This is a genomic window from Desulfovibrio piger, assembly GCF_951793255.1.
In the GTDB taxonomy this organism is placed as follows: domain Bacteria; phylum Desulfobacterota; class Desulfovibrionia; order Desulfovibrionales; family Desulfovibrionaceae; genus Desulfovibrio.
Window position 1 is genome coordinate 445,658 of sequence record NZ_OX636706.1, and the last position, 20,733, is coordinate 466,390.

At 60.3% G+C, this 20,733-nt stretch carries 28 protein-coding genes and 1 other RNA gene; 13 read left to right on the forward strand and 16 right to left on the reverse strand.

What is annotated here, in order from left to right; genetic code table 11:
• Positions 1 to 101 precede the first annotated feature (101 nt).
• Both Q4I12_RS02175 and Q4I12_RS02180 read left to right on the forward strand, forming a co-directional pair.
• Positions 102 to 2,672, forward strand: a complete 2,571-nt coding sequence (locus Q4I12_RS02175) for a PEP/pyruvate-binding domain-containing protein (RefSeq protein WP_302260333.1) — start codon at positions 102 to 104, stop codon at positions 2,670 to 2,672.
• 172 nt (positions 2,673 to 2,844) lie between these two features.
• Complete coding sequence (locus Q4I12_RS02180; RefSeq protein WP_204625349.1) at positions 2,845 to 4,077, forward strand: MFS transporter; 1,233 nt, start codon at positions 2,845 to 2,847, stop codon at positions 4,075 to 4,077.
• 249 nt (positions 4,078 to 4,326) lie between these two features.
• Here Q4I12_RS02180 and Q4I12_RS02185 read toward each other — a convergent pair whose 3' ends face one another.
• The 16 genes from Q4I12_RS02185 to Q4I12_RS02260 form a co-directional block, all read right to left on the reverse strand.
• Entirely contained in the window at positions 4,327 to 5,001 is a 675-nt protein-coding gene (locus Q4I12_RS02185) for a hypothetical protein (protein WP_302260336.1), read from the reverse strand.
• A 291-nt stretch (positions 5,002 to 5,292) separates the two neighbouring features.
• Positions 5,293 to 5,357: hammerhead ribozyme type II (locus tag Q4I12_RS02190), an RNA gene on the reverse strand.
• A gap of 10 nt (positions 5,358 to 5,367) precedes the next feature.
• Entirely contained in the window at positions 5,368 to 5,712 is a 345-nt protein-coding gene (locus Q4I12_RS02195; RefSeq protein WP_302260337.1) for a hypothetical protein, read from the reverse strand.
• A gap of 72 nt (positions 5,713 to 5,784) precedes the next feature.
• Positions 5,785 to 5,925, reverse strand: a complete 141-nt coding sequence (locus Q4I12_RS02200) for a hypothetical protein (protein ID WP_302260339.1) — start codon at positions 5,923 to 5,925, stop codon at positions 5,785 to 5,787.
• Entirely contained in the window at positions 5,918 to 6,211 is a 294-nt protein-coding gene (locus tag Q4I12_RS02205; protein ID WP_302260340.1) for an HU family DNA-binding protein, read from the reverse strand. Before Q4I12_RS02205 ends, Q4I12_RS02200 begins: the two co-directional genes overlap by 8 nt.
• Before the next feature lie 23 nt (positions 6,212 to 6,234).
• Positions 6,235 to 6,687 (reverse strand): regulatory protein GemA, encoded by a 453-nt coding sequence (locus tag Q4I12_RS02210; RefSeq protein ID WP_302260341.1) that lies wholly within the window; start codon positions 6,685 to 6,687, stop codon positions 6,235 to 6,237.
• Entirely contained in the window at positions 6,684 to 7,226 is a 543-nt protein-coding gene (locus tag Q4I12_RS02215) for a host-nuclease inhibitor Gam family protein (RefSeq protein WP_302260342.1), read from the reverse strand. Before Q4I12_RS02215 ends, Q4I12_RS02210 begins: the two co-directional genes overlap by 4 nt.
• A gap of 125 nt (positions 7,227 to 7,351) precedes the next feature.
• Entirely contained in the window at positions 7,352 to 7,528 is a 177-nt protein-coding gene (locus tag Q4I12_RS02220) for a hypothetical protein (RefSeq protein ID WP_278901183.1), read from the reverse strand.
• Positions 7,529 to 7,534: 6 nt separating this feature from the next.
• Positions 7,535 to 8,086, reverse strand: coding sequence for a DUF5420 family protein (locus Q4I12_RS02225; RefSeq protein WP_302260344.1), 552 nt, complete (start codon positions 8,084 to 8,086; stop codon positions 7,535 to 7,537).
• A gap of 11 nt (positions 8,087 to 8,097) precedes the next feature.
• Positions 8,098 to 9,255, reverse strand: a complete 1,158-nt coding sequence (locus tag Q4I12_RS02230; protein ID WP_302260346.1) for an AAA family ATPase — start codon at positions 9,253 to 9,255, stop codon at positions 8,098 to 8,100.
• Complete coding sequence (locus Q4I12_RS02235) at positions 9,246 to 11,084, reverse strand: hypothetical protein (protein ID WP_302260347.1); 1,839 nt, start codon at positions 11,082 to 11,084, stop codon at positions 9,246 to 9,248. The genes Q4I12_RS02230 and Q4I12_RS02235 overlap by 10 nt, the downstream gene beginning before the upstream one ends.
• Positions 11,085 to 11,096: 12 nt before the next feature.
• Positions 11,097 to 12,083, reverse strand: a complete 987-nt coding sequence (locus Q4I12_RS02240) for a hypothetical protein (RefSeq protein WP_302260349.1) — start codon at positions 12,081 to 12,083, stop codon at positions 11,097 to 11,099.
• 4 nt (positions 12,084 to 12,087) lie between these two features.
• On the reverse strand, positions 12,088 to 12,408 hold the full coding sequence (locus tag Q4I12_RS02245; protein WP_302260351.1) for a helix-turn-helix domain-containing protein: 321 nt from the start codon (positions 12,406 to 12,408) through the stop codon (positions 12,088 to 12,090).
• Positions 12,401 to 12,850 carry a hypothetical protein gene (locus Q4I12_RS02250; RefSeq protein ID WP_302260353.1) on the reverse strand — a complete coding sequence of 150 codons (450 nt, stop codon included), beginning with the start codon at positions 12,848 to 12,850 and terminating at the stop codon, positions 12,401 to 12,403. The genes Q4I12_RS02245 and Q4I12_RS02250 overlap by 8 nt, the downstream gene beginning before the upstream one ends.
• A gap of 4 nt (positions 12,851 to 12,854) precedes the next feature.
• Complete coding sequence (locus Q4I12_RS02255; RefSeq protein WP_302260354.1) at positions 12,855 to 13,040, reverse strand: hypothetical protein; 186 nt, start codon at positions 13,038 to 13,040, stop codon at positions 12,855 to 12,857.
• A gap of 98 nt (positions 13,041 to 13,138) precedes the next feature.
• Complete coding sequence (locus tag Q4I12_RS02260; RefSeq protein ID WP_302260356.1) at positions 13,139 to 13,369, reverse strand: helix-turn-helix domain-containing protein; 231 nt, start codon at positions 13,367 to 13,369, stop codon at positions 13,139 to 13,141.
• A 150-nt stretch (positions 13,370 to 13,519) separates the two neighbouring features.
• Here Q4I12_RS02260 and Q4I12_RS02265 point away from each other — a divergent pair, with 150 nt between their 5' ends.
• The 11 genes from Q4I12_RS02265 to Q4I12_RS02315 all read left to right on the forward strand — a co-directional run bounded on the left by Q4I12_RS02265 (position 13,520) and on the right by Q4I12_RS02315 (position 20,725).
• Positions 13,520 to 14,113 (forward strand): helix-turn-helix domain-containing protein, encoded by a 594-nt coding sequence (locus tag Q4I12_RS02265; protein WP_302260357.1) that lies wholly within the window; start codon positions 13,520 to 13,522, stop codon positions 14,111 to 14,113.
• Between the two features lie 80 nt (positions 14,114 to 14,193).
• On the forward strand, positions 14,194 to 15,162 hold the full coding sequence (locus Q4I12_RS02270; protein ID WP_302260359.1) for a hypothetical protein: 969 nt from the start codon (positions 14,194 to 14,196) through the stop codon (positions 15,160 to 15,162).
• 1 nt (position 15,163) lies between these two features.
• A complete protein-coding gene (locus Q4I12_RS02275) occupies positions 15,164 to 15,652 on the forward strand; it encodes a hypothetical protein (RefSeq protein WP_302260362.1) in 489 nt (162 codons plus the stop codon).
• A gap of 166 nt (positions 15,653 to 15,818) precedes the next feature.
• On the forward strand, positions 15,819 to 16,175 hold the full coding sequence (locus Q4I12_RS02280) for a Mor transcription activator family protein (protein ID WP_302260363.1): 357 nt from the start codon (positions 15,819 to 15,821) through the stop codon (positions 16,173 to 16,175).
• An 88-nt stretch (positions 16,176 to 16,263) separates the two neighbouring features.
• The gene (locus Q4I12_RS02285; protein WP_302260365.1) at positions 16,264 to 16,620 is read left to right on the forward strand and encodes a putative holin; all 357 of its coding nucleotides are present in this window, start codon (positions 16,264 to 16,266) and stop codon (positions 16,618 to 16,620) included.
• Positions 16,621 to 16,718: 98 nt separating this feature from the next.
• Positions 16,719 to 17,300 carry a transglycosylase SLT domain-containing protein gene (locus Q4I12_RS02290; RefSeq protein ID WP_302262083.1) on the forward strand — a complete coding sequence of 194 codons (582 nt, stop codon included), beginning with the start codon at positions 16,719 to 16,721 and terminating at the stop codon, positions 17,298 to 17,300.
• 3 nt (positions 17,301 to 17,303) lie between these two features.
• Positions 17,304 to 17,930, forward strand: a complete 627-nt coding sequence (locus tag Q4I12_RS02295; RefSeq protein ID WP_302260367.1) for a hypothetical protein — start codon at positions 17,304 to 17,306, stop codon at positions 17,928 to 17,930.
• Positions 17,923 to 18,279: a DUF2730 family protein gene (locus Q4I12_RS02300; RefSeq protein ID WP_302260370.1), complete on the forward strand. Its 357-nt coding sequence runs from the start codon at positions 17,923 to 17,925 to the stop codon at positions 18,277 to 18,279. Before Q4I12_RS02295 ends, Q4I12_RS02300 begins: the two co-directional genes overlap by 8 nt.
• Positions 18,276 to 18,575 carry a VpaChn25_0724 family phage protein gene (locus Q4I12_RS02305; RefSeq protein WP_302260372.1) on the forward strand — a complete coding sequence of 100 codons (300 nt, stop codon included), beginning with the start codon at positions 18,276 to 18,278 and terminating at the stop codon, positions 18,573 to 18,575. Before Q4I12_RS02300 ends, Q4I12_RS02305 begins: the two co-directional genes overlap by 4 nt.
• A gap of 1 nt (position 18,576) precedes the next feature.
• Positions 18,577 to 19,131, forward strand: a complete 555-nt coding sequence (locus Q4I12_RS02310; protein ID WP_302260374.1) for a DUF3486 family protein — start codon at positions 18,577 to 18,579, stop codon at positions 19,129 to 19,131.
• Positions 19,124 to 20,725 carry a hypothetical protein gene (locus tag Q4I12_RS02315; protein WP_302260376.1) on the forward strand — a complete coding sequence of 534 codons (1,602 nt, stop codon included), beginning with the start codon at positions 19,124 to 19,126 and terminating at the stop codon, positions 20,723 to 20,725. Before Q4I12_RS02310 ends, Q4I12_RS02315 begins: the two co-directional genes overlap by 8 nt.
• Positions 20,726 to 20,733 lie beyond the last annotated feature (8 nt).

A 20,733-nucleotide genomic window follows, 5' to 3' on the forward strand; every position in this document is an offset into this window, starting at 1 on the left:
GCCGGACGGTCTGCCCCGGGCGGCACGCCTCCGGGAACAGGCCGGGCGTACCTGCGCCGTCTGCCTTCCATGCCCTGCCGGGGGAAGCAAAAGGAAGTTCCATGACCACGACCATCAAGACTCTCAAACGCCTGTTTGGCCTGGAGCCGCGCATCAGCCGCGAGCAGGCCATGACCGCTTTTGGCCGTCGCTACGCCTCCTTCAACGAGCTGCTCCAGTCCAATGCGGACCTGGCCGCCATCCTGGCCAAGCTGGACGCGGCCCAGCGCGGCGACAAGCATCTGGAGACCCATCAGGTACGGCGCATCGCCCGCAAGGCGGTCTTCCACTGCGAACGCATGGCGGCCTGCCTCAACGACATGTCGCGCAACCGCTACAAGGATCTGGAAAAAAGCGTGGCTGCCATCGGGCGGCACATCGAGAACGAGCTGGAGAAGCATACCCGCGGCGACGTCAATGCGCTCATCCTGCCCCTGACGGAAGTGGACGCCAGCATGGGCTACAGCGTGGGCGGCAAGAACGCCAACCTGGGCGAACTGAGCAACATGCTGGACATGCCCGTGCCTCCCGGCTTCGCGGTCACCATCCAGGCCAGCAGCCTGGCCCTGCTGCGCCCCAGCGGCCTGTTCAAGAAGATCCATTCCACCCTGTGCAAGGTGGACGCCGACGTGCCCCACAGCCTGCAGGACGCTGCCCGTACCGTGCAGAACCTGATCCTGGAAGCCCCTCTGCCCGAAGAAGTGGAAAAAGCCCTGCTCGACGGCTGGGACGAGGCTTTCGGCAAAGACAGCCAGGTACAGGCCGCCCTGCGCTCCAGTGCCGTGGACGAGGACGGGGTGCAGTCCTTTGCCGGCCAGTACCTGAGCATCCTCGGCGCCACGCGCGAGAGCCTGCCCACGGCCTTCAAGCGTGTGCTGGCCAGTCTGTTCTCGCCCCGTGCCCTGGCCTACCGCGCCCGCAACGGCTATCCGCTGGACGCCACCAGCATGGGCATGTGCTGTCTCAAGATGGTGCAGGCCAAGGCGGCCGGCGTGGCCTTCTCCCGGCATCCCGTGGACCTGCGCTCCAACTGCGTCATGATCCAGGGCACCTGGGGCCTGGGCGAGATGGTGGTGGACGGCACGGCCACCCCGGACAACTGGCTGGTCTCGCGCGCCAACCTGCGCATCCAGCAGGAGACCATCGCCCACAAGGAGGTCCGCCTCGTGCTGGCTCCCGGACGCCACGGCGTGGAGAGCAAGGAAGAGGACGTGCCCGAAAGCCTGCGCAACGTGCCCAGCCTGTCGCATGAGCAGGCGCAGCAGCTGGCCTCCATGGCGCTGGAGCTGGAACGCCATTACCAGTATCCGCAGGACGTGGAATGGGCCGTGGACGAAGACGACCAGATCATCCTGCTCCAGACCCGGCCCATGGGTCTGGACGCCTCGGTCAGCGAAGTGACGGCCCCGGCGCTCTCGCACCTGCGCCCCCTGCTCAGCGGCGGCGAAGTGGCGGCCAAGGGCGTGGGCTGCGGCCCCGTCATCCATGTGCATCCTTCGCAGGACCTCACCCACTTCCCCGAAGGCGCGGTCATGCTCCTGCAGCACACCTCGCCCGATGCCATGGTGACCATGCAGCGGGCCTCGGCCATCATCGCCGAGACGGGCAGCCTTACCGGTCACATGGCGTCTGTCTGCCGTGAATTCGGCATGCCCACGGTCATCAACCTGCCCGGTGCCACCAGTTTGCTGGAAGAAGGCGAGGTCGTCACCGTGGATGCCATCGGCGGGCGCGTGTTCAAGGGCGAGATCCCCGAGCTGCTGGCCCTGCGCCTGCAACCCCGCCGTCCCGCCGCGGATACCCCGGCCCTGATCCTGCTGCGCCGCATCGCCAGCTACATCATGCCCCTGCATCTGGTGGACCCGCATTCGGAGCTCTTCAGCCCGGCCAACTGCACCTCGCTGCACGACGTCATGCGTTATGCCCATGAAAAAAGCTACAGCGAGATGTTCCTCATCTCCGACAGCGTCACCGAGGGCAGCATGGGCGCGGCCAGCCAGCTGGTCTGTCCGGTGCCGCTGGACCTGTACGTCATCGACCTCGGCGGCGGCCTCAAGAATCCCGAGTCCCGCCGCGTCACGCCCGAGGACGTCATCAGCGAGCCCTTCGCGGAAGTGCTGTCCGGCATGCTCAATCCTGCCGTCCAGGCCCGTGGGCCCCGCCCCATCAACATGCGCGGCTTCCTGTCCGTCATGAACCAGAACATGAGCGGCGGCAACCAGCAGGGCGGCCAGCGTTTCGGCGACCGCAGCTACGCCATCGTCTCGGACCGTTATGTGAACTTCTCCTCGCGCGTGGGCTACCACTACGCCATCCTGGACAGCTGGTGCGGCGAGACCCTGAGCAAGAACTACATCCGCTTCGAATTCGCCGGTGGTGCGGCCGGCAGCGTGCAGCGCGAACGGCGCGTGCGCTGCATCGGGGTCATCCTGACGGAGCTGGGCTTTACTGTAGAAATAGTAGGCGACCGTATCCGCGCCCGCTACCAGAAGTACCCCCGGCTGGATGTCCTCTCGCGCCTGGACCAGCTGGGCCGCCTGCTCATCATGACCCGCCAGATGGACATGCTCATGACTTCCGATGCGGCCGTGCACGGCTATGCCATGAAATTCCTCAACGGCGAATATCACTGATCCCCGGCGGAGGATCGTATCCTGTCACGGAAGCCCCTCCCCTGCGGAGGGGCTTTCCTGTTCCTCTCTTTCGGCAGAGTAGCCACTTTTTTGTGCTGATCGGGTTGCGGACGCAACCAAATAGCCTTAGATTGTCTCGTCTCCCTCTCCCTTTTCAGCAAGGCGGTCTCCCATGCTCCCTACGCTGCCCGAAAACGAAAAAAAACAGACCCTCTTCAGTCGCGACTTCATCCTGCTTTTCTGCATGGCCATGTGCAACAACAGCTATATGGCCGTCTTCTACTGTTTCGAACAATGGCTGGAAGGCTTGCAGGTCAGCCCCAACTGGCGCGGCATCCTGCTCTCGGCCCTGTTCGCCATGGTCCTGCTCTGGCGGCCCCTGGCCAGCATCGTGCTGCTCTCGCGCAGCAAGCTGCCTGCCCTGCTGGTCACCATCTGCCTTTCCAGCTGCATCATGCTGGCCTATCCCTTCATCCACGGGCCCGACAGCATCTGGCTGATCCTGGGCCTGCGCATCGCCCAGGGCATCTCGCTGGCGGTCTACTCCAGCTGTGTGGTGGCCGTGCTGGTCAGCTGCATCCCCAAGGGCCAGAGCGCCCGGGGCTTCGCCATCTTCTCCCTGACCACCCTGCTGCCCTATTCCATCATCCCGGCCGTGGGCGAACAGATCCTGCCCCTGCTGGGCGGTGAGCCCCGTTTGTTCGCCCTCATGGCCGTGCTGGCCATCCCCGCCCTGTGCATGCTCGTGCCCCTGGCCCCCAAGCTGCGCAAGCCCGAGATCTCCGCCGATACGGCCAAGAACCAGATGACGCCGCGCGCCATCCTCTATTCCATGACCCACTCCGGCCTGGGCTGCATCTATCTGGCCTGCCTTTCCTTCAGCATCATGACGGCCCTGGCCATCTACTTCATGAAGGGCCTGTGCGTGACCACCGGCGCCACCCCGGCCATGTTCTTCATGGGCTACACCACCACCATCATCCTGGTGCGTCTGTTCGGCGGCCATGTGCTGGATACCCTGCCCCGCTACCGTATCGTGCCCCTCTGCGCCGTGGCCCTGGCCATCAGCATGACCGGTCTGGCCTGGGGCCCCCTCTGGGCCTTCCTGCCCCTGACCATCCTGTACGGCATCGGCCTGGGCCTGCTCTATCCTTTGCTGGCGGCCACCATCTACGACCGCTCCACGGACGCCACGCGCTCCATCAACTCCAACGTGATGATGCTCACCTTCGATGCCAGCGGCATGCTGGGCCCCCTGCTGGGCGGCGCCGTGATCCATGCCGGTTTCGGCTACCGGGGCGTCTTCATGGCGGCGGCCTTCATGGTGCTGTGCAGCGGCGGCTTCATGGTCCTCGACCGCCTGCGTCTGGCCCTTTGGGACCGCAGGGAACAGCGGAAGCACTGATCCCCCGCCGCCCCGCCTGCCTGCCGGAAGGGAGGCTTGCCAGTGCGTTTTCCCGCCAAAACGCAGAAAACCACCCGGTAAAACGGGTGGTTTTCTATTTTGCCTTTAAAAAAGGGAGGGAGGCCAGTCCCCGGCGGGCCGTCCGGGATGGAGCACGGGCTTGCCCTGCGCCGCAGGGCGGGCTCTGTCCCGCTTGCCTCCCGCGGACGCAGATGCCTTACAGACCGGGACCGACGCCGTCCGAAGCGCCTAGCTTTCCAGCGCCTGGGCCTCCTTGCCCAGGATGACGAACAACTGACGCAGGTTCTCCACGGCCACCACGCGCGGGCTGCCCCCGGCATCGCTCACCCGCGCACGCACGGCATAGCTGTTGCCATTGCCGTGGTCACGCAGCACGAAGGGCACGATCCAGTCCTTGCCCTGGCGCACGGGCGTGCCCACATTGCGGATCTCCTTGCGGCCCATGGACACGGACTCGAACAGGGGCGCCACCCAGCCTTCCGCCCGGTAGTCCTGCACGCTCTTCCCGGCAAAGGCACCGGAAGCGATGCCATTGTGCACGAAGGCCCGGGCTTCGGAGACCAGCAGCTTGCGCACGCCCAGGCCGTTGTCCTCGGCCATGGCGGCCCCGGAGAACATCAGGGCCAGCATGGGCGGCAGCAGGGAAGAGTTCTCCGGCTTGGCGGCCTCCTTCATGAACAGGTCCACGGCCTCATTGAGGATGGCATCCATATCCACGAGCTGCTCGAAGCAGGCAGCATCCGCATTGTCCACGGCCCCGCCCGCCTCCACCACGCAGGCCCGGGCCGCATCGGACGAAAGGGCGCGGGCCCCGGCAGGCCAAAGGCACAGGCAGCATAAAAGCAGCGCACAGCACAGGATGCTGCCGCGGCAAAACATGTCTTTGATGACTACAGCGCGCATGGCACGCCTCCTTGCGGGCACGGGCCCGCCGTTAGAACCGGGACATCCCGGCGGACCGGGAGGGGCCGCCAAGGCTCCCTTGCCCGGCGTGTGAAAAAGGGGAGCCGCCCGAAGGCACTCCCCCTCTTTGCCTTGAAATGTGAGAATCGTGAAACTGAGGAACGTCATGATAACTTACTGGGCTAAAACGCGATAACTTGGGATTTAGATTTTGCGATGTTGAGAAACTTTGTAATTTTGTTGACGAATATGCAGTAGGAAAAGGGGGGCCTTGCCCCCCCTTTTTTATTTTCTTCGCTGCTCATCAGGCCGGAGCCGCCACGCCCCGACGACGGCCCCGTAAGGCCGTTTCGCATGCACCGGATGTTATTCTTCCCGGCTTGCTTTTGTATTGGTATCGGGCTTGGCAAGGAGCTGCTTTTCAAGACGCACATTGTACGGAATGCGGGCGATGGTACTTTCTTCCATATCGATGAGCAGAAAAACATCAGGCACACGGGGATCGAAGCGGGCAATACGCTTATTGTCATAGACATATTCCGTGATAACGACGACTTCCGGTTTCGGGTTGTCCGCTCTCCCGTCCTTCCAGCCGCGCTTGTAGGCAATATGCCCGCCGAGCTGGTACAGAAGGGAGCCATAAACAACGAAGCAGAACAGCGAAAAAAGAAGGCCGAAAAGTTTTGTTTGCATAAATTCATCAATGCTCATGCTGCTGTCTCCCTGGTCCTGTCGACCAATAGGGGCCGCCCCATTTTCTGAGGCGGCCCTGTTTCTCTCGTTCTACACCATACCTGCGGCATCCTTCAGTGTCCGCAAGGTCATTTCAGCTGATTCTTCGCCGCCCGAATATTCGACGAACTCCTGCCAGTTGTTTTCAACCAGCATAACCAGGGCGGTCTCATCTATGGTATCTTTATCCATGAAAGGCCTCCTTGAAGTTCTTGCCGGGCGTGAAAACGACCTTCCGGCCTGCGGGAATATCGATTGCTTCCCCCGTCCTGGGATTGCGCCCGGTGCGGGCGTTGGTGGTCCTTACCTTCAGCTTGCCCAGGTCGGGCAGGGGCACTTCCCCGCCGGCAAGCAGTTCCGCGGCGGCCACGGAAGAAAACGATTGCAGCGCCTTTTCCATATCGGTGGCGTTGAGATTGCGGGAATGTTTTTCCCGGACGGTTTTCAGGGCTTGCTTGATAAATTCGCTCTTGTCCATGATGTGACTCCGTAGACTACAAGTTATTGAAGGACGGGGGAGGAAACCGGCAGGGAGGCAAAGAACTGAAGCAGGCGCTCCCGGGCCGCGGCATCTTCCACACGGTCAATCCATTGTTTCAGCGTTTCGATGACACGCTGAAGATCTTTTACGCCGCAGGCACTGACGGCCTTTTTCGTGATCCGCCGAACATACGCGGCAATGGCCTGGTCGCTTTTGCTTCTGACCACGCCTTCGTCATACATGCTGAGCCAGAGACTTTTGATCTTCCGAAGCTGGGGATCGGTCGCACTGCGGAATCCGGCTTCACGCATCCGCCGGAGGACCTCCTTCAGCTGGTAGGCGTTCAGGTCCTTGCTTGACGTCTTGCCGCCGCTGACGTCCGCCAACAGGGCCCGGTAGGTTTCGTCGTCCATGCCCAGCTTGCGGCGACCGGTCTGTATGGTCTTGATAAGTCCACTGGTGGTCGTGCTCATTGGGCACCTCCTTCCGTCCTCGCAAGAGCTTCGTCGCGGGTATCGCAAAAGAACTCGTCGGCCTGTTCCAGGCGGCACCCCGCCTGGGCGAGCTTTTCCGGCGGCAGTTCCCGCAAGGCCATTTTGTCGACTTCCTGCTTGATGCGGACACAGGCGACAAGATCCTGATCGTCGGAATTTTTCAGGATGCCGAGCACCTGTTCCCAGGTGATTTTCTTCAACGGCTTGGGCACGGGCGGCGTCAACCGGAATCCGATGACACCAAAGTTCAGCGTGAGGGAGCGCTTTTTGCTGAAGAGCGCTTCCTTGTTCGCTTCGCCGAACCTGACAAGCGCCTGGTGCAGAATATCAAGTTCTTCCTGGATGGGCGCTGCGGCTTCGGCGCATTTCAGTTTCAGGGCGTCAATGTCTTCCTTCAGCTGGATCCCGAGCAGGGCAAGCTCACGCTCACGCGCCTTGATCTTTGCCAGAAAGGCGTCCGCTTCGTTCAGGTCGTGGACCGTGGGGATGTTCAGGATCGGTTTCACTCGCTTTGCCATTTTCTTCCTCCCGGGCTTTTTGAAGTGCTTTGAAGAAATTGTTTGCCGCCTTGCCGCTCAAGGTGGCACCCGTCACCCTGCCGTTCTTTATCCTGATTGTGATGGAACTCCGCATGACTGTTCCCTCAAAAGAACGTTGCCTGTTGCGGCGCTTCCTCGGCGGCCCGGCGTTCCAGCTCGCTGTCGACCTTGCGTTCAAGGGCTCTCGCCCGGTTCAGATCGGACGGCGCGCGATACTGGAAATAAACGCGTTGCACCGCCCGCATCCTGCGCACCAGATCCACAAATTCCTTGTCCGTCATGTTATGTTACCTCCCCTGGGCCGCAAGCCATTCGCTTTCTTTCACTTCCCGAAGCCATGCCGGAACCTCCGGGAACGGCTCCCGTCCATGTTCGCTTTCTTTGCTGCCCGGAATGGAAACAAGGATTTTCCCGGAAACAATGCCCGCGACGGAGTAATAAAGCGCACTCCCGGTTCGGGAACTTTGGCTCGTCCCGGCGACCATCCGGTGAAGGTTGAGCTTGTCAAGTATGAACTTTGACATACTGAAGGTCAGTTCTTCGGCTTCGAGCTTTTGGGCAAGACGCTTCCCTTCCTTTGTACTGAGCTTCGGATAATAGCCGTAGCCTTCTCCGTTCGAGAGCCGCGTTTCCCCTTTCAGGTACGGGCGGCTCGCCGGCTTTTCAAAGGCAAGCCCCGTGACTTTCCCGTCGTTCCATACGCTCAGGATCAGGCCGTCCGTCTCATATTCCGCAATAAGCGCCTTGCGGGCCTCACGCGCGACGTTTTCCCTTGCGAGAGCCTCAGCGATAAGAGACTCGGCCTGAGGGCCATCACCGATGTAGAAATGTTTTTCCATGCCCCCCCCTCCTATTGTCGCACCATGCGCACCACATCCGCCGTGACCTGCTTTTCCCCCACGCTGGCCGCGAGGTTCAGCGCGGCCGTGGCGAGGTTCGCGATCATGAGCGGGTAGCCCATATAGATGCCGTCGCCCCGGCTGTCCGGCGAAACGGTGAGACTTTCCCGTATGGCGTCCACCGCGTCGGGGGTAAAAATTGCCTTGAAGTTCAGGCCCGCGTGCTCAAAGCGGTAGCGGAGAAAATCGCCGGGGTCGCTGATTGCGGGCAGGTGGTAGACTTCGCAACGCTGCACGACTTCACGGGTCGACGTGTCCGTAACGCTGAACTTCTTTTCAAGTTCGGTCTGTCCGAGCAGGATAATGGACAGGAGGCGGGTCATACCGTTCTTGAGTTCGTGGAACCGCTTCAGGCTCTTGAGCGTCTGGCGGTGCAAATCGTGCGCCTCCTCGATGATCAGGCAATGCCGCATCCCGGCCATGCTGCTGGCCTTCAGGATTTCGTGCATCCGGCGGCGGCGCAATTCCGGCCGGACGGGAATGCGTTCGCCCGGCGCCACCGTGCTGAGGATGGCGTCTTCAATGTGAGCGGCCACAAGAGGCTTGCCCATGCGGTCGCTTTCCGACATGGCGAGGGTGTACGGCTCTATGAAAATGATGGGCAATTGATCTTCCTGCGCTCTGGTAATCAGCTCTTCCTTCAGTGTGGTCTTGCCGGAACCGGATTCCCCGATAAGCGCCATGAAGCCGCCGGTTCGCGCCTGCTCGTAAAGCACCTGGCGGATAGTCCTGCTTTCGCCGTTCAGATAGATTTCCGAAGACGTTTCCGGGTCGGCAAAGGGGTTGCGTACCAGCCCGAACATCTGCCGGGCCTGCATGGTCAAAGTCTGTTTGCGAAGGATCACGGGATCTTCCTCCTGTTCCGCCGTTTCTTCCGGGGCGGAGACCGGTTGTTGTTCAAGTTCTTTCAGGGCCGCTTCCATGTCGCTTTCCGCCTTGCCGCGGGCGACCGCGAGGGAAAGCATGGCCGCCCGGATCTCGGGCCAGCGCTTTTTGGGAAGGGCGCCGTGGTTCAAAAGCTGGCTGAGCGCCGCCGGGGATATGCCCAGTTCTTCCGCCAGCTTCCTGTGGGAAGGGGCACAGTCCAAAAGAAGCTCTTTTATCGACATGCCGCCCTCCTTTCGCCGTCGGCGGGGGCAAAGGCCAGCACGGCCGCCCGCCGGGGCATGAACTTCTCGCACATGCGGGCGACGACGTTTTCGATATCCGGCCCCGGTATGGAATCAGGGAAGCGCGTGGCAAGCCATTCCATGCAGTCGGCGGCCGTCGTATCGTTCCAGACGTCCGGGTGCTCCCGCTTCATCATGACCGCGAAGGCGATCCGGCTCATGGGCATGGGCTCCGCCGTGGGCGCGGCCACTCTGACGGGCTGGCCCGTCCGGCCAAGGTACAGGGGCGCTTCCTTCACATCGGCCATGATGTTGGTGACCGAGGAAGGCCGCGTGCCCGCATTGTGCAGGCGTTCCGCTTCCTCGGCGGATTCCACGCCGTAGGCCTGCTTCTTGATCTCTTCCAGAACCTTTTCCGTGTGCGTTTTCGGCATGGCCCTGAAGCCTTCGCCGAACACCGGGGCGGACAAGTCCTGATTGTACTGGTCCTTTTCCATCGGGGCGATGTTGAACCGCTTTTCCGTACCGTCCGGCATGTCCATCACGGCGACGATCTCCGGGGCCTTGAAGGGGTTCAACAGTACACGCACGGACTCCCTCGCGCTCAGACCGTGATAGGCCAGCTCCCGCAGGTCGTAGCTTTGAACGCCGTAGTGGGTGCGCGTATCAACGGAAATAACGAAGTCGGTTCCCACGTTCCGGCGTTCCGTCTTCCATTGTGCAATAGCTTCCAGCACGTCGCGCGGGACCGTGCGCAGTTGGTCTTCCCTGATGGTCAGCCACGCGGCGTTGCGCGTTATGGTACGCGTTGCCTTCAGTCGGGAATGTTCAGCCCTTGCGCAGAAGTGTCGCCGCCAGCGGTCCGCCTCGCTTTGCAGAAAGGCCACGTCCGGCACGTCCATGAAACGCAGACGGCTTTCAAACTGCTTTTCGACAATGTCCTGGTGGACTTCCACCGCGCCCGTGGCATTCTTCGCACCGGGCGCGTGATGGATAAGCCGGATGTCCAGCTGCTCGCAGAAGTTCGTTATCAGCGACGCCGTATTGGCCGGGCCGGGGTCCGTGTACAGGATGGACGGCAGTCCGTGCGCCGGATCCTGGTGGCCACGGTCGGAAATGAACTCTGTCAGGGTACGCAGCACCCCCTCGGCGGTTTCACCCGCAGCCTGCTCGTACCGGACATAAAAGGCGTTGGAGGTATGGTCGACAACGACATAGCGCACGATGCGCCGGTTGCCGATCTCAATGAGGTTTTTGGGTTTCTTCGCGTTGTAGGAACGCTCGTCCAGAAAGACGACGCGCTTTGTGCCGCGTATGCGGTAGAGGATGCACACCGAAGCGTCCAGCAGCCATGTGTGGTTGGGATGCAGGGAGCGGATGCGCCCTGTGGGCTTCCCCTTTTTGAGCTGTTCCGGGTGGCAGCCGTATTGCCGCATGGCCCGGCTGATGGTTCCAACTGAGGGCATGAGGATCTCCCCCGTTTCGGGGTCGGCTATGCCTTCCCCGTTGCTTTTTGCGATATGGACGGCAAGCTTCAGCGTCATGACCTGTTTGCCGTTGGCGCGCGGGAACAAAAGCAGTTCGGCCACCTTGCGGCACAAACTTTCCGGCACGCGGGTCTCGCCCTTGCCCCGGCGCGGCTTTTTCCCGCTCGTCCAGCCCGCATACTGCTTCAGGTACCGGTACGCGGTGTTGACCGAGACCCCGAGCGTTGCGGCCAGACGCTTCACGATGGCGCCGCGTTCTCCCGCGCAGGGGTCGGCAGCGTCCAGTTCCCGTGCAATGTCGCCCACGAGCCGGGTCTGTTCGGATGTAAGGATGGAAGCCATGCCGTCCGCCTTTTAGTCATCGTCCGTTCCGTCTCCGGCCTCTTCGTCGCCGAAGTCCACCGAGAACTCGGCGGCAAGGTCGATATCGATCCCATTGTCCAGTATGGCGGCGGCCATGCCCTTCACCGCCAGGGAGATGCGCTGGTGGACGTAGGCAAGCGTATCCTCGTCCAGATCCTCATCGGCCAGCATGGCCGCGCCGTGCGCCGCAAGCTGGGCCACGGCCAGCAGCGCGTCGCCGCACTTTTTGTCCAGCTCCTCACGCGAGGTCTGGTTGCGCAGGAGCTTCTGCGCTTCCCGGTCTGACGGATGCGGGCTGGTGGCGCGGATGTATTTTTCGTTCAGCTCGTCGTACTTCGTCGTCTGCGCTTCCAGCAGCTGGCCCCGGGCGTCGTAATCCGCGCGCAGATCTTCTTCCGTCTTCTTCAGTTTTTCGGCCTGGGCCGCGAGCTTCTTCGTTTCCGTCTTCGCGGCGGTAAGCTGGGCGCAGACAACGTCCAGGGCGGTTTTCAGGTCTTCCGAGGAATCCTTCGCGTCGCGCAGGGCCGCGAAGACCTCCTGTTTCGTTTCTTCCGGAGCGTCCTTCAGCGCCTTCCTTACCTTGCGCATGTCCCGAACTTTCAGACCAAGCTCCTGCGCTTCGGAAAGGTAGCGTTCGCCGAGGGTGCCGAAATTTTGAATATTTTCGCATACATAGCTTTTAGAAAACCCCATCCCTTTACATAGGTGTTCGAAAGTTTCCGGCCGGAATGTCTTGCCGTCCGCCCCCGCAAGAAGCTTGCCCTTGTAGCTCCCGGACTCCTTCATGGAAGCGAACCAGCGGATAATGCCGAGAGTAAGGCCGCTGGAAATGGCCTGCGCCATTTTGACTTTGCCGATTTCTTCCGCCATGCGGACGGACTCGGCAAAGTCGGCTTCTGATATGGAAACGGTTTCGGTACGCACGGCGGCAAGCTCCGCGTCGAGGGTGGCGGGGGCGGTTTCGGAAATGTCGGGCATGGCGTTACTTCTCCATCAGCCGGAAGGCTCCGGCGCTGATATTGCGTTTGAAATCGTCCTGACGCTCGCGGGCGGTCTTCAGGGCCAGATCGCAGGCCGTGGCCAGGGCGATGGGTTTGGTGGTCAGGGCCCAGCGCCCGGTCTCCAGTTTTTGTGCCCAGCCTGCGGCGGCCAGTTCATCCATGTCCCGGCAGACCACTGCGGCCGGAAGGCCGGTTTTTTCGGAAAGCTCGGTAACGGACAGGCCGGAGACGATATGCGGCGCCAGCACGTTCATCAGTTTGATGCAGCGGGTCAGGAGGTTTTGACGCTTGGCATTACCCACGGGGCGCCTCCAGACTGTTTTCCAGCGCGGCCACGCGTTCCGCGACGGCGCGCAGATTGGTGCGGAATATCTTCAAAAACTCCCATTCCTCGGCGGGAACCTTTCCGGCCAGAATGCCGAGGGATACGGCCAACCCTTCCAAGTCGGCAGCGATGGGCGGGAGTTGCGCGGAATTGCCCGGCGTGGTAGGTACGGCCTGAAGATTGCTGCTAGCTTCTTCGTTTTGGGCCTTTTCGCTGTTGGCGCAGCGGAGGGCCTTTTCGTCTACCTTGAGGCGGCAGACATAGGTCCGCGCCCGCACCTTCGCCGTATGCGCATACATCGGAGCCAGCATGACCGGGATTTGCCCCGTCCGCACGGCGGCCGCGATCAGACCGGCGGCCCCGATAAAATATGCGTGTTCCACCAGTTCTTTGACGTAATCCATAGCTTCATTACTCATAGCGTTACTCCTTCGTTTCTCTTTCGCAGCTTGCGTTGACGATGGCCTGGAACCCGACCATGCCCAGCGCGGCGCACGCTCCCGCATCCCCGACGCTGGGGAAAAAATCGATAGTCACATCCACGCTTCCGCCCCCGCCTTCCGTAAGGGTGATGACAGTCTTGCGCTTTTCATTTCTGGGCTGTTCCATACGTCCCTCCTTTAGTTCCCGTTTCAGTTTGGCGATCTTCATGTTCTTGCGGCGTAAGATCCGCAGCAACTTGGCAAGCCTTCTGCCGGGGGCATGTCTCATGGTTGCACCCGCTCTTCAATGACGCCTTCCTTCAGGCCCAGCAGTACGGCGGCGCGGTGGGCTTCGCCCCGCCTGCAGGACGAGCGGCGGGAGAAGATTTCGTACAGTACCCCCGGCTTGATCCCGTGTTCCCGTGCCCAGTCGGCCTTGCTGATTCCCTTCCGGTCGAGCTCGCGTTCCACGTCTTCCAGGGAACGCAGAAAGCCGTTTTCCGCCTGAGTTATCATGTTTCCTCCTTGTGTCCCCTGAGCGCGTTTAGTAGGCTTTTGGGGAATCGTGTTTTGTCGTGTTTTTGTTGGGGGAATAATGTTCCATTTGGAACTAAATGTCAACATATCTAACGAAAAAAGTTTATACATAGAAAAGAGGTTAATTTTATGTCCACCATTGGAGAACGTATAAGACAATTAAGGGGGGAGAAAACTCTTGATGAATTTTCAAAAATCAATGGCATTCACAGAGTTACCCTTTCAAGATTAGAAAAAGGAGAACGAACTCCTGATGCCAATTTTCTCCAAATGGTAATACAAAACACCGGTATATGTTCCGAATGGCTCATTATGGGGACAGGGAAGATGTACCCAGAGAGAAAGGTCACCCCTCTCGTGCAGCCGCATTATGAAGAGGACAAAAAAGCGTCCGACACGTCGGACGCTTTTATCCCCCTAAAACAGAATCAATTAGTTGAAAATATTGATTTTTATAAAAACAAAACGTCCGACATGTCGGACATTCGAGAGCTTCAGAAGGAAATCCTTGAGGCTTTCCGGGAACAAAACCGCTTGGTTCGGGAAAATGCTGAATTATGTATCGCTTTAGAACATGCGAAGCTAGAAATTGAGCGTAAGAATTTGCTTATCGACCGCCGCGATCAGCGCATCCGCGAACTCGAAAAGGAAAACGCCCAACTCCGGGAGTCCCGAAAGGGGGTTTCCCCTGTATTCCGTGCGGCTACGGGGGAAGCGAATTAACGTCTACGGACCGAATACTCAGTTTAAAAAGGAGTGAACCATGCGAATTTTGAAAGCAACGCCTGGCCGAGGATACTGATATGGAACGAATACTCAATATTGAAGATGAGCCGGCTAAGAAAACTCCGACGCAGTCAAAAACCATAAATTACTTTCGCATAGAGTTTAAAGCCCCGACAGGGGCCAATATGGAAGTCTTGCTTGACAAAGCACATGCCGCCCTGCCTGATGTCAATGACAGGGTATTTTCATCTGAAGGCCAAGAATTTAAGAGTTGTCATGTGCGGCAAACCAAGAGCGAAGGTCATTATGTCCACGTTACTGCGGTAACTCCCGGGGAGCCGTCATCAGCGGTTCCGAATAAAACAAACGTGCGTGAAGTGGATGTGCAGCTCGTGGCTCCCCCGGCTGACGGCAATTATATGGACTCCGACATGTTCTTCCTTGTTAAGGGCAATCATATGCTCTTTTCATCTTCTGGACTGCCGGTATCGAAAGCGAAGGAGTATATAAAGGCGCTCCTCGAAAAAACAGGCAATGCCGATGACGAGATCAAATTCTCTATTCAAAAAATGGCTAATGTTGATAAACTGCGACTTATCCGTCAAGGTGTCAGTGAGATTTCCTTGGGGTGCAATATTTCCCCGGCAACATTCCAGTATGAGGAAAGAACGACCGTCAGGACTTTTCTGATGGGGCATGTCCTTGACGGATTCCGTGCCTTCTTTGCAAAAGACCCCCGTTTTCGGGAGATTGCCGAACAGGAAAATGTGACGGCAGAAGTCACTTTTAAATTCAACAGAGCACGGAAAGGCGGGGAAAATGGCAAAGCGCGAATGCAGACCCTTTCAGAAAAATTGATAGCGGAAGATGATGACGGTTTTAGAATAATAACATATGGTGGGGAAAAGATAAGTCATGAGGAAGTCTGTATTAAAAAAGCAATAAAATTTAAAAAGTTTGGCAAAAGTGTACAGTATGAAGACGTATGGAATAGCATGAAAGAATATCTTTCCGAACTGCAACGAACAGGAGTTTTGGAGCAATGAGATGAAAATAGATATTTCCCGCTGTCTGTTCTTTGTGTTTGCCGCATCGTTGTCTGTCGCGGCCTTTCTATGGGGGCATCCCTTCATCCATGATAACAAGGAAGCGGTTACCATCATTGTTACCGTGTTTTCCGTTTTGGCCGGTTTCCTTGTGGGACTCATGGCTCTGACCGCTGATCCTTCCAAACTGGCCGCCCGGGGAAGCTGGAAATTTCTGGAACTGAACAGGCCTGCCGTCAGGCAACGCCTGACTCGTCAACTCTGGATGTTTGAGCTGTATCTTGTGACCTTGGCGTTGATATTCTTGTCGACACTCTGCAAGGAGATGGACGAGCTGCTTGTATGGATTGAGCGCACCTATATGGCGTTTACCGTCCTGTCCTTTCTGCTTTCTTTCCGACTGCCCTGGACGCTTGCCCGTATGCAAATGGACCACTACGATGAGGCTCTTGAACAGCTGCGCAAAGAAGCCGGGCTTCCTCCGCGGTAGCAGTTTGTCCGCCATAGCCACCGAACCTTATCCCCTCCCTGTCTTTCCCCTATTTCCCTATTTTCGACGTTTCGGCCTTTAAATTCGTCAACGTTATTGCATATACGTCAATTTTTCCCCGGCCGTGTGATTTTTGTGTATCCTTTCCGCAAAGGAGGATGCGCACATGGCGGAACGATATGCGGAACTGCTGGACGATGTGGCCGCGAAGGTGGCGCGCATGGCCCGCTGCGGGCTTCCCCCTATGGATGAAGCGCAGGCCAGGGACTTCGGGCGGCGTGTGGCGGACATGCTGGCCGAAGACTGGGGCGGTTCCAGTGTGTATATCCCGAAGAACCTCGCGTCCCGTTTCCGCCGGCGGGACGCGCTTCTGTACCGGGAGTTCACCGGGCAGAACGTGCAGGAGCTTGCGCAAAAGTACGGCCTGACGCAGCAGCGGGTCTATGCCATCATCAAGGCGGAACGCACCCGGCGGGCGCATGCGCAGCTTTCCCTTCCCGGCCTTTCCGGCCTGTTCTCCTGATCCCGTCCGGGGCATTTCCTAAAGCCCTTTCAAAGACGCCTCCGTTTGGCCGTTGTATCGTGACGGCAAATCAAACGGAGGTGTTTTCATGCTGAACAAACTGTTTTCCGCCCGCTGGTGGTTCCTGTACCTGGGGGTCGCCGCCCTGTGCCTTGTGACCGGGCTGGCTGTCTTTTCTCCCCAGCAGCTCCCTGTCGTGCTGTACAAGGCGGCGCTGGTGCTGCTTGCCGCGCTGCTGGGCAATGTGGTCAGCGTGGCCTTTTGCCCGTATGCCCGCCTGACCAGCTACCTTGTGGACGACTGGCGCAAGGATCCCGACGCGGACGGCGGTTCCGACGTGGACTATCCGATCGTGGAGGGCTATGCGGGCGTGTTCGCCGCGGCGCTGGTGTACCGGGCTGTCGTTGTGGGGGCGGTGACGCTGGCCTTTTGTCTGGGGCTGTAGCCATGCGCGGCACTCTGAGGGGATGGCTCGAGACCCTGAACGCGATCGGGGCGATCATACTGGTGGTTGTGCTGGTAGGCCTCCTGTCCCTTGTTGATATGGGCCTGGCCGCCGGAAGCACCCATGCCGCGGAAATCACGATCCCTCGTGCGGCGCTCCAGTACCGCAACCAGCTTGTCCGCGAGGCCCGCGCCGTGTGGGGCCTGGATGCCCCGGTGGCCGTGTTCGCGGCGCAGATCCACACGGAAAGCTGGTGGCGCAACGACACGGTTTCCCACGTGGGGGCTCAGGGACTGGCGCAGTTCATGCCGGCGACGGCCAAATGGCTGCCCACGGTCGCCCCGGAAACGGGCAGACCCGCGCCGTTCAATCCGGCATGGAGCCTGCGTGCCTGCGTCACCTATGATCGCTGGCTCTGGGAGCGTGTGCCCGGACATGACGACCGCGAGCGCATGGCCTTTACCCTGTCCGCCTACAACGGCGGTTTGGGCTGGGTGGGCCGTGACCGCAAAAAGGCCCGTGGCCTGGGGCTGGATGACCGCGTCTGGTTCGGTGCCGTGGAGAACGTGAACGCCGGACGCGGCAAAGCCGCCTTCCGTGAAAACCGCAACTACCCCAGGCTGATCCTGAACGAACGCCAGTACGCGTATATCAAGGCAGGCTGGGGGCCGGGAGTCTAGCACATGTGGCGCATCCTTTCCCTGTTGCCCGACAGCCTGACGGAATGGGTGGCGCTGGCCCTTGTGGCGGGCATGGCCTTTCTTGCCGGGTACGGACGCGGCGCCGACGATGCACGGCAGGAATGCGAGGCGCGGATCGCCGTCATGGAAAAGGATCGCGCCCGACAGGAACAGGCCCGGGCCGAGGCTATGGCCGCCGCCGAAAAGAGCGCCCGTGAGCGCCTGGCGGCGGCCATAGCCAGAGGTGACCGTCTGGCCCTGGAAGTGGCCCAAAAAACGAAAGAGCTGGACGCGGAACGTGCGTCCGTAAACAGGAGGCTTGCCCATGTTGCCGAAACCGCCCGTCGTGATTGTGCTGGCCTTACTGCTGACTGGGTGCGGCTCTACAACCAGGCCCTCGGCCTTGCCGGAACCGGTACCGGTCGTGGCGCCGAAAGCGGACGCACCGGTACCGGCAACGCTGCTGATGCTTCCGGCGCCGCCGGAGCCGCTGGCACCGGGATACGGCCGGACGCATTAGCCACGCCGGAAGACGTGCTGGCTCACGTTCGGGACTATGGCCAGTATTGCCGGAAGCTGGAGGCGGGCTACCGGGCGCTGGCCGACTATGCGGAGAACGCCCATGACTGACTTTTTGACCGTGCTTGACCGCTGGTGGCCTGTGCTGGGCGTGATCGCCACTCTCTTCTACGGCTGGGGCATCTACCATCTGTCCCGCCGTTTCGTCACCAAGGAAGAATACGAGGCCGTACGCACGGAACAGGAAAACATGTCCGGGCGGCTGGAATCGCTGGAGCGTCGCATGGAAACCGTACCGGACAGCGAGACCATGCACAGGATCGCGCTCTCGCTCGCCGAGGTGCGCGGCGACATGAAGGCCGTGCGCAACCGCATGGACGGCATGGATACGTCCATCGGCGGCATCAAGGAACAAATCAACATGCTTGTCCAGCACCATCTGGATCAGGAGAGAAGATGAGGACATTTGCCGAATTGCAGGCGGAGAATCGCCGTTGCGCGTTTTTGCGTTTTCTTGCCGAAGACCCTGATTATGCCATGAATACCAGCCTGCTGCAGAGCGCCCTTGAAGCCGTGGGGCATGGCGTTTCCCGTGATTGCGTGGATGCCGACGCCGCCTGGCTTGAGGACGCCGGGCTGGTCGAATGCGAAGCTTTGTCCGGTATCCTCGTCGTCAAGATCACCCGGCGCGGTCTTGACGTGGCCTGTGGCCGCGCTGTGGTTCCCGGCGTGAAGCGTCCAGGCCCGAGGCTGTGATATGGGGCGCAAATCCACACTGCGCCGCCTGCCGCCGGAGATTCGGGCGGAGATCAACCGCATCCTCTCCGAAGGCCGCCTGACGCTGGACGAGCTTCTGGAACATTTGCGGAGCATCGGCGTTGAAGGGGTATCCCGTTCGGCGCTGGGCAGGCAGAAGCAGAAGATCGACAAGATAGCCGCCAAACTGCGCCAAAGCCGGGAAATGACGGAAGCCCTCGTGCGCGAGATAGGCCCGGCGGTGGAAGAAGGCCAGCAGGGCCGCCTGCTGGTGGAGGTCCTGCGCCGCCTTGTCTTCGATCACCTGGAAAAACGCCTGACCTCCGAAGATGAGGAATCACAGGATATAGACAACCAGGGCTTTTTCTTTTTGGCCAAGGCCATCAAGGAGATGTCCCAGGCCAACAGGCTTGACCAGGATTTTGAAGCCAAGGTGCGCGAGCGGGTCCAAAAGGAAACCATCAAGGCCGTGGAAACTTCCGCGCGCGAAGCCGGGCTTTCGGCCGAGACTGTGGAAGCCATCAAGAGCCGTATCCTTGGGGTGAAAGATGCCTAAAGCGCCCGTGACCGTCAAAGAATGGGAACGCCACCGGGAAAGATCCCGGCAAACCATGCCGGAAGAGCTGCGGGGTCGTGAGTTGCCGGACGTGCTGCTTGCCTACCAGCAGCGGGCGGTTTCCGTCATCATGGGCGAGCCGGTGACGGTCATCGAGAAAAGCCGGCGCATCGGCCTGACCTGGGCCATTGCGGCCGCGTCCGTGCTGGTATCGGCATCGGCGCGCTCCGCCGGAGGCATGGATACCCTGTATCTGGGCTATTCGCTGGATATGGCGCGGGAGTTCATCGACACGGCGGCCATGTGGGCAAAGTCCTTTGCGCCGGCGGCGTGCGAGGTGGAGGAATGCCTGTTCAAGGATACGAAGCCGGACGGATCGTCCGACGACATCCTGGCCTACCGGATAGTCTTCGCTTCCGGTTATGAGATCATGGCCCTGACTTCCCGGCCGCGTTCCCTTCGCGGCCGCCAGGGCATGGTCATCCTGGACGAGGCGGCCTTCCACGACAACCTGAACGAGGTCATGAAGGCGGCCCTTGCTTTGCTCATGTGGGGCGGCAAGGTGGTTGTCGTATCCACGCATGACGGAGATACCAACCCCTTCAATCTGCTGTGTGAGGAAGTGCGCAAGGGCAACAAGCCCTATAGCCTTATCAAGATTACGTTCGACAACGCCCTGAAGGACGGGCTGTACCGCCGTATCTGCCTGACGCAAGGCAAGACGTGGAGCCCGGAGGCGGAAGCCGCCTGGCGCGAGGACATCATCGCCTTTTACGGGGAAGACGCGGACGAGGAACTCTTTGTCATCCCCCGGCACGGTTCCGGGGCGTATATCCCAGCGGCGTTGCTGGAGCGTGCGCAGCGGGCGGAAACTCCGGTTCTGCGTTTTGAAAGGCCGGACGCCTGGGCGGAACTGGCGGATTATCTTCAGGAAGCCGAGGCCCGCGACTGGTGCGAGGCGGAAGTGCTGCCCTTGCTTGCTGGCATTGCGCCGGAGTTCGACACCTACGCCGGGGAAGACTTCGCGCGCAAGGGCGACCTGACTTCCCTGTGGATAGCCCAGCGCCGGCAGGACATGGGCTTTGCCTGCGTGCTGCTTCTGGAACTGCGCAACGTGCCGTATGAGATCCAGCGCCTGGTGGTGTTCTATGTGTTGTCCCGCCTGCCGCGTTTGCGGGGCGGGATATTCGACGCCACGGGCAACGGCGGCTACCTGGCGGAAGCCGCGGCAAAGCATTTCCGGGGCGTACGGGCGCAAATGCTGAACCCGGCCTTTTACGCGGAAGTGACGCCCAAGTTCAAGGCCGCGTTCGAGCGGGACGAGATTTCCATGCCCCGGGACGTGGACGTGTACAACGACCACCGGGCCGTGCGTCTGGTAAAGGGCGTCCCGCAGATCGAGCGGGAGGAACAGCGCGCGGGCAAGGGGGAAGACAGCAAGGGCCGGAAGAAGCGCCGGCACGGCGACTCCGCCATTGCGCATCTTTTGTGTTACGCGGCCTCTGTTTCCGACAACGCGCCGCCCGTGCCCAGCGTCCGGTCTGGCGGGGTACGGCGTTCGGCGTCACTTCTAAGCGGGTATGGAAATGTCTGATACGAAGA